General features: G+C 69.6%; 3 protein-coding genes and 1 pseudogene. 2 read left to right on the top strand and 2 right to left on the bottom strand.

The genetic code is table 11. The features are described 5' to 3' along the window. Positions 1 to 91 precede the first annotated feature (91 nt). Positions 92 to 1,236: pseudogene (locus ACFXB5_RS43530) on the bottom strand (cellulose binding domain-containing protein). Between the two features lie 333 nt (positions 1,237 to 1,569). Between ACFXB5_RS43530 and ACFXB5_RS43525 the strand changes: the two are divergent. Further along, entirely contained in the window at positions 1,570 to 1,959 is a 390-nt protein-coding gene (locus ACFXB5_RS43525) for a TraR/DksA family transcriptional regulator (protein ID WP_385219229.1), read from the top strand. Positions 1,960 to 2,056: 97 nt separating this feature from the next. Here the strand turns inward: ACFXB5_RS43525 and ACFXB5_RS43520 are convergent, their stop codons facing one another. Next, a complete protein-coding gene (locus ACFXB5_RS43520) occupies positions 2,057 to 2,983 on the bottom strand; it encodes an SDR family oxidoreductase (RefSeq protein WP_385219227.1) in 927 nt (308 codons plus the stop codon). Positions 2,984 to 3,195: 212 nt separating this feature from the next. On the opposite strand from ACFXB5_RS43520, the gene ACFXB5_RS43515 reads away from it, so the two are divergent. Further along, complete coding sequence (locus tag ACFXB5_RS43515; RefSeq protein ID WP_201854848.1) at positions 3,196 to 4,131, top strand: D-alanyl-D-alanine carboxypeptidase family protein; 936 nt, start codon at positions 3,196 to 3,198, stop codon at positions 4,129 to 4,131. Positions 4,132 to 4,238 lie beyond the last annotated feature (107 nt).

Raw genomic sequence — 4,238 nt, 5'->3', positions numbered from 1 at the left:
TGCGCCCCGAAGGGGCGCGGGGAACTGCGCGACCAGCCACGACGCGGCCGCGGATGAACGACCGCACCTCGCGCCACTTCCCGCGGAGCGCTTAGCCGGTGGCGCAGGCGCCGCCGTTGAGAGTGAAGGCGGTCGGCGCGGCGTTGGTGGCGCCCTTACCCGCGGTGAAGCCGAGGGTGACCGAGCCACGGGCGGGGATGGTGGCGGTGTACGAGGCGGGGGTGATGGTCACCGCGGCGCCATTCTGCCGCGGCGTGCCTCCCCACATGTTGGTGATGGTCTGGCCGTTGGCGAAGCTGAACCCCAGCGTCCAGCCGGTGAGGGCGGCGGTGCCGGTGTTACGGATGGTGATCTCGCCCTGGAAGCCACCGCCCCATTCGTTGGCCACCCGGTAGCCGACCGAGCAGCCGGTGCCGGAGCCGCCGCCGTAGATGGTGGCCTCGCGGGAGGTCTCGGCGATGCCGTCGGGGCCGTTGAAGACGCGCTTGCCCCAGTCGGTGAGCCTGGCCGGGTCGAAGTCGGTGGCCAGGTCGAGGATGGGATCGGTGTTGCCGCTCCAGGACCAGGCCAGATAGCCCAGCTTCAGCCGCTGGGCGGTGGCCATCATGGTGTTCTCGTCCGGATCGCCCCACTGGTCGGCGGGGCCGCCGAACTCACCGATGAGGATGGGCAGTTTGGCGCTCACGAAGGCGTTCAGATAGTCGGTGATCTCCTGCGCCGTGTCATAGACGCTGTACATATGGATCGAGAAGATCAGGTTGCCGGTGGAGTCGGCTTCGTAGACGGTCCGCGCGTTGGCGCGCATCACGTTCTGCAGGTCCTGCCCCCAGTTGGGGGCGTCCACCATGATGGTGTGCTGGAACCCGGCGTTGCGCAGCTTCTGGACGGCGGCGACGGTGGGGGCGGTCCAGCCGGCCGGGTCGGTGTTGCCCCAACGTAGTTCTCCTGGCCGGCGAGCACGCTCTTGAGGCCGATCCAGTAGTCGGCCGCCTGGTCGAGCGTGGCGGCCGCGGCATCCTCGCCGTAGCCGGTGGTGTCGTGCACTTCCAGTACGCAGATGAGCCGGTTGGCCTTGCACTGGGCGATGATGGCGGCCACGTCCTCGGGGCTGTTCCTGGTCCAGCGGTGGCCGTTGGAGAGGACGACCCGGACGGTGTTGGCGCCCAGGGCCTTGATGTCGGCCAGCGACTGCGTCTCGCCCGGATACCAGGTGTGGGCGTGGTTGACACCGCGCATGACGAAGTCGTTGCCGTTGCCCTCCAGCAGGCGGCCGTCGCTGATGTGCAGGCCCGCGGCCACGGGGGCCTGCGGACGGGCCGGCTCGGCATGGGCGGTCCGACCGAGACCCGCGATCCCGAAGAGGCTGACCAAGAGGGCCAGTAAGGCGGCCAGGATCTCTTCCGTCTCATCATGACTCCAAGGAGTGAGCGCGTGATGGCGTCCGTACGATGGGCGTAGGGTGGCTTTGGGAGCGCTCCCATCCATTGCATCGGGCCCAGGAGACGTCAAGACCTCAGGGGAAGACCGACAACCGGAATGCGGACCGGGCGTGCCGAGGTTGAGCCGGGCATGAGCGATTCATCCGACGATGCCGCTTTCTCTCCGGCCGAGCGAGAAGCCATCCGCGAACGGCTGGCCCACGAGCGCGCCGAAACCGGCACGCGGATCGCCGCCCTGAACCGTGAGTTCGACGCGATCGTCGCGTCGAACGCCCTGGTGGCGGTGGATGACGAGCACGATCCGGAGGGGTCGAGCACCGCCTTCGAGCGAGCCCATGTCGCCGCCTTGCTGGCCCAGGCCCGCGATCATCTGGCCGCCCTGGACGAGGCGCTGGAACGGCTGGACCGCGACGGCTACGGGCGGTGCGATGTGTGCGGCGAGCCGATCCCGGCGGAACGACTCGAGGCGCGCCCCACGGCGACCACCTGCGTACGCTGCGCGACCGCCCGCCCCCGCTGAGCGGCTCGGCGCCGAGCGGAGGGGCGCTTGGTGGGCGGCCGCCCTTCGGCGAGGGAGGCCGCGACCCCAGGGAGGCCGCGGCCCAGTCGCGCCCGTTTCAGGTCGCGGACCAGCTGTCGGGCTGCGAGCCGTCGGTGTCGGTGAATCCGTACTCCCTGGCGAGCTCGGCGGAGCTCACCGATCGCTGGTTCCACCTCGCCCGGCCGGGGTCGGCGGCCAGGGCGGCGATGGCGCGGCCGACGTAGCGCGGTGACTCGGAGGACGCGAAGGTCTCGGGGGCGGTCGGGCGGCCCTCGCCACGGTCCGGGAGCAACGCGTCGCGCCAGTTGCCCTCGCCGACCCCGTACGCGTCCAGCATCATCTCCGAGCGCAGCCACCCCGGTGTGATGGCGACGGCCGTCGCCCCGTGCGGCGCCAGCTCATGGCCCTGGGAGAAGGCCAGCCGGTTCACGGCGGTCTTCACCAGGTCGTAGAAGACCGAGATGCGGTATCGCTCGGCGTTGTACGCGGCGGTGCCGTCGGTCATCTCCACGAGCAGCCCACCCGGTTTGCCGATCAGCAGTGGCAGCAGGTGGTGCGAGGTGATCAGATGGGTGTCCAGCCCGAGCCGGAGGATGCGCAGTCCGTCCTCGAGGCCGTGCTCCCAGATCGGGGTGTTCCAGTCGGCGGGCCCGCCCTTGAGCCGCTCGGCGCCCCAGATGTCGTTGACGAGCACATCAATGCCACCGTGATCGTGGCGGATGCGCTCGGCCAGCCGCCCGACCTGCCCGGAGTCGAGGTGGTCGGTCCGTACGGCGATACCGGTGCCACCGAGCCGTGTGACGAGCTCGGCCGTCTCCTCGATCGTCTCCGGCCGGTCGTAATCCGACCCGCCCCTGCCCGACACACTGCTGCGTCCGGTGCAGATGACGGTCGCTCCGGCCTCGCCCAGCGCGGCCGCGATACCGCGCCCGGCGCCACGGGTCGCCCCGGCCACCACGGCGACACGTCCGCGCAGCGCATCGTGATCGAGTGTCCGGTTCACACCCTGAGTGTGGCAGACCGAGGATCAGTGGGCGCGCGCTCCGGGCCGCAGGTGGCTGCCCCGGATCCGCCATCCGGTCAACAGCGCTGGTCCGGACACTAGTTGTTCCCCAAAGGCACCGCGTGTCCGCCGCCCCGAAGCATGGCCAATTTTCGCCTGGTGAGACGATGCGCTCGCCCGAAACACACCTCAACAAGCGAAACGGAGGGCGAATGCATAAACGTCGTGGAACCGTGACCCGCCGCTGGAGAGTCGCGGCGGTCGCGTCCACGGTGGCCGTAGCGATCGCGGTCCCGGTGGCGATGGCCCAGGCTTCGGCCGAACCGCCACCGGAGGTCAGCGCCAAGGGCGCGTACCTGCTCGACACCGGTTCCAACAAGGAGCTGATGGCCAAGGACGCCGACACCAAGCGTCCGATGGCGAGCACCACAAAGATCATGACTGCCCTCGTGGTGCTCGAGACCCGAGGCCTGGACCTCAACAAGCAGGTCACCATCAAGCAGGAGTACCGCGACTATGTGACCAAGTCCGGTGCCAGCACGGCGGACCTCCAGACCGGTGACAAACTCACCGTCAACCAGCTGCTGTACGGGTTGATGCTGCCGTCCGGCTGCGACGCGGCGATGGCGCTGGCCGACACGTTCGGCACCGGCGACACCACCGCCGAGCGGACCAAGTCGTTCATCTCCAAGATGAACGCCAAGGCGCAGGACTTGGGGCTGACCAACACCAAGTACGACTCCTTCGACGGTGTCTCGGCCGACGCCGACAACTACTCGACGCCCCATGACCTGGCCCAGCTGACCCGGCGCGCCATGGACAACGCGACGTTCGACACGGTTGTCAAGTCGGTGTCCACCAAGCAGGAGGCACCGGCGGCCAACGGCAACACCCGGTACTACTCCTGGGACAACACCAACCAGTTGCTGGGTTCGTACCAGGGCGCGATCGGCGTCAAGACCGGGACCACCACCCCCGCCGGCCCCTGCCTGGTGTTCGCCGCCAAGCGCGGCGACAAGACGGTCGTGGGAGTCATCCTCAACGACGCGGACCGCTACCCGGACGCGAAGAAGATGCTCGACTGGACGTACGACACCACCACCGAGGTGAAGTGGCGCCAGCTGCCCAAGGACGCTCAGCGGGACTGATCCACAAGCCCCGTGGGGCGACAGCGCGGTGGGGCCCGCGCCGGCCGGGCGGCCCGGGGGCCGGGGGGGCGGGGGCGGGCCGCGCCCCACGAGAGGTAGGACGCCCC

The sequence above is a fragment of the Streptomyces sp. NPDC059455 genome (assembly GCF_042750115.1).
In the GTDB taxonomy this organism is placed as follows: domain Bacteria; phylum Actinomycetota; class Actinomycetes; order Streptomycetales; family Streptomycetaceae; genus Streptomyces; species Streptomyces endocoffeicus.
This window is presented reverse-complemented; position numbering and strand designations above follow the sequence as displayed.

What these genes read in the sequence shown, in the direction of transcription:
- ACFXB5_RS43525 (WP_385219229.1), top strand. Translation starts at nt 1,570, where the DNA reads ATGAGCGATTCATCCGACGATGCCGCTTTCTCTCCGGCCGAGCGAGAA.
- ACFXB5_RS43515 (WP_201854848.1), top strand. Translation starts at nt 3,196, where the DNA reads ATGCATAAACGTCGTGGAACCGTGACCCGCCGCTGGAGAGTCGCGGCG.